Raw genomic sequence first — 3,206 nt, forward strand, 5'->3', positions numbered from 1 at the left:
ATAAATGCTGTTAGACACCTGAAATACGACCCGGTCTCCAGCTTTTAACCCGACCTCTTTTAAACCCGCGGCTATTCTGTCTGCTTCAGACTGCAACTCTTCATAAGTAAGGCTACCCGTCGGATCGGCTACTGCAGGTTTAGTTGGATGCAGAGCAACCCCTTCACTCAAAATTGCCCATAAAGGTGTGTTTAACCATAAGTTGTTCTGTTCAAACTTCGCAGATTGACGATCTGGTTGATCAACAAAGCCATATAACAAGCCATCTTGACAAAGCTTCTCCTTGAGCACGGTTTCCATGTCATTCCTTATTGTATGTTGAAGTGCTAAGACCAACGCTTGGAAGTATTAAGATACCCAAATCGATTCAGCACAATTGACGCCTATCAATACATGTAAATGCTAATAATAATCATTTGTATATAACAATCAAGTGGTGATATCGTGTATAGCGAATTTGAGTGAAATATTGGAAGTAGAAGATAAACTTCCGAAAGAAAAGGAAATTATTTTGTCTAAGCAAGAAGCAAATATTGATCTGGTAGAAATAATCAGTCAGGTATTAAGTGTTCCAGTCGAATCGGTAAAGCCGGACGTTAACCTCATCGAACTCGGTTTGGATTCAATCAGTATGATGCGCCTAACAGGCCAACTAAGAAATGCAGGGATAAACATTAGCTTTGCCCAATTAATGGCGACGCCAACACTCGAATCTTGGCAGACGATCATGACCTCTACTGAAGCTACAGCCTAAATTAAGGTTCTGACTTCTAGCACCTTAAACATTTTGACAACCGTTTGGGATCAATAAACGCCTTGCTTTGAGCAAGGCGTTTTTATTATATCTAACCGATTAGAAGTACAATTCTACTGAACCACCAATTTGGCGAGGAGCTTGCTTCGTAATATCGTCTCCACCGAAATTGAATGTTTCTTTCTGAGAATCAAACAAGTTTGTAGCGAATAAAGACATACGTCCGTTAGTAAACACATACGCAACTTGTGCATTTGCAACCCAGTAAGCATCAATACTCTGGTTAGCTGAGTTTTCAACGTCACTGAAGTAATCTCCAGTGTAATTCGCATTACCACTCAATTCGAAATTCTCAGCAAACATGTATAAAGCACCGAAGCTTGCCGTCAAAGAAGGGGCACGAGCGAGTTCTTTTGAGCTATTAGCATGATCTTTGTAGCTTGTTTTCAACAAACCAAGTGAAGCCAATAGCTCTAGGTTAGATGTTGTTAACCAACGGCTTCCTAGTTCTGCACCGTAAGTATATGCTTCATCAACATTATCAACTTTCACATCACCTTTTGATGAAGTCTCCAGTACTTGGAAATTATCATAGTCGTTGTAGAAGACGTTAGTTGTTAACTCAAGTTCATTATCTAGCAGACTATGGCGAGTGAAGAATTCATAGTTCCAAACGTATTCGTCTTCATACGTATATGAAGAAAATGCCCACGTTTTGTTATTGAAGCCAACACCGCCACCTCCAGAGTTAAAGCCCTTAGCTGCTCGGATACCCACGGTTTGATCTGATTCAGGCTTATAGGCAACTTCAAGCTTAGGAAGGAATACATTTGATGTTTCATCATAATCTAAGCCGAAGCGACCCGGGGCAACATAGCGTTTTTTGCTTTCGCGTTCGAATCGCCCTGCCGCTACAACTTCGATGCTCGGCATCACCAAGTACGTCACTTCAGCGAATGCCGACATAGCACGGTTTTTGCCTTCCATTGGTATAGATGACCCAGTCTGTTCAAATACATCATCATCTTCAGATTTGAAGTAGCGTAAACCAAACAAACCAGAAAGATCTTCGCTAAGGGAATCAAATCGAACCAAAGGCTCTATTTGGAACTCATTACCTTTCGATTTGAAATCCTGCTTTCTGCCCGCAGGATCAGTGATTCGATCGTAGGTGCGATCGGTGTAGATCAAATTATTTTCGAACACTAACGTATCTGAGATGTCATAAGATACATCCCAAATGCCGCTTGTTGACTGAGTTTCGTAAACAGCTCTATTGATCTTTGTCTGTTGAGATTCAGATTGAGGTCCAACGGTATCCATATGGGCAATCGTTAACGTGGTTTTGAATCCAGGAAGGCCTGCTGGCTCTAGTAAAAATTTACCGCGAGCTGTCGTCATCTCAATTCGATTAGGGTCACCGACAGGTTCATAGGCAGTAAGGTCTGCATAACTACTGCGTTTTTGTTGATCAACACTCAACCTGAAGGCCAGTTGATCTTCAAGTATTGGCGCTGAGATTACCGCAGCGGTTTGAGAATAGTCTTGCTGACCAATAGCAGCCTTAACTTTGCTCTCAAAATCGTAAGTCGGATCATTGGATTTTAAAACGATAGCACCCGCAGAAGCATTTCGACCTTGGACATAGCTTTGCGGTCCAAGATAAATTTCCGCTTGCTGCATATCCCATAAAGAGCGAGGACCGAACGCGACTTCAGAATAGCTGAGTGAGCGTCCATCAATTGAAAGATTCAATCTTGGCACAGAGCCACCAAAGGCTGCAAGACCACCGAATGAAGGACCTGACCCATCAACACCACGAATCGATGGTAGGTTATTACCCTGACCTGAATCTACAATGTTCGGTGTTAGCTGCAGCAAGTCATCGACCTCAGATGCACCTGGAGTAGTCGCAATACGATCTTCATCATACACATGCACGCTTGAGCCCGTATCATAAATCGAACGTTCTATTTTCTCGCCATACACGGTAACTTCAAAAGTAGTTTTTTCTTCGTTAGCGGTAGTTTCATTATTATTGTTCGTCGCTGCAAAAGCTTGACCACTGACACAAAGTCCCATGATGATTGCAGATAAAGTACGTAGCTTGAATTTGCTATTTCCTAGCTCATTCACTGCCGCGGGGCGTAATGCTGTCATTTAAAATTCTCCTTGATTAAGCATTAACTTTAGGTGGGCTCATGTACGGCATTTATAAGGAAAACTAGGGAAGACATTCAAAGGTTGAAAACGCAACAACTCAAAACGAGTATCAGCTGTACTTCCTTAGCTCCTTATTGACCACTGCTTTAATACATGAGCCAAAATTCCGACTAAAAAACGTCACATTGAACAAGGCCTAAATCACTCAACGAATAAATTGAAAAATGATTTTCCTTTCAATGACCTGACGAATTTTCAACCGTACTTTATCGGTTGCATATTTAAATGT

At 41.7% G+C, this 3,206-nt stretch carries 3 protein-coding genes; 1 reads left to right on the forward strand and 2 read right to left on the reverse strand.

Translation table 11 applies throughout. From position 1 onward, the window contains the following. Nucleotides 1-300, reverse strand: a 300-nt coding sequence (locus tag AB4496_RS19610) for an AMP-binding protein (RefSeq protein WP_372131682.1), incomplete at its 3' end; no start/stop codon positions are given. 211 nt (nt 301-511) lie between these two features. Here AB4496_RS19610 and AB4496_RS19615 point away from each other — a divergent pair. After that, nucleotides 512-754, forward strand: a complete 243-nt coding sequence (locus AB4496_RS19615; RefSeq protein ID WP_032499777.1) for a phosphopantetheine-binding protein — start codon at nt 512-514, stop codon at nt 752-754. A 99-nt stretch (nt 755-853) separates the two neighbouring features. On the opposite strand, the gene AB4496_RS19620 is transcribed toward AB4496_RS19615, so the two are convergent. Further along, entirely contained in the window at nt 854-2,914 is a 2,061-nt protein-coding gene (locus tag AB4496_RS19620; RefSeq protein ID WP_009846388.1) for a TonB-dependent receptor, read from the reverse strand. Nucleotides 2,915-3,206: the final 292 nt, after the last annotated feature.

The sequence above is a fragment of the Vibrio sp. 10N.222.46.A1 genome (genome assembly GCF_041473595.1).
GTDB lineage: Bacteria > Pseudomonadota > Gammaproteobacteria > Enterobacterales > Vibrionaceae > Vibrio > Vibrio tasmaniensis_A.

What these genes read in the sequence shown, in the direction of transcription:
- AB4496_RS19620 (WP_009846388.1), bottom strand. Translation starts at nt 2,914, where the DNA reads ATGACAGCATTACGCCCCGCGGCAGTGAATGAGCTAGGAAATAGCAAA.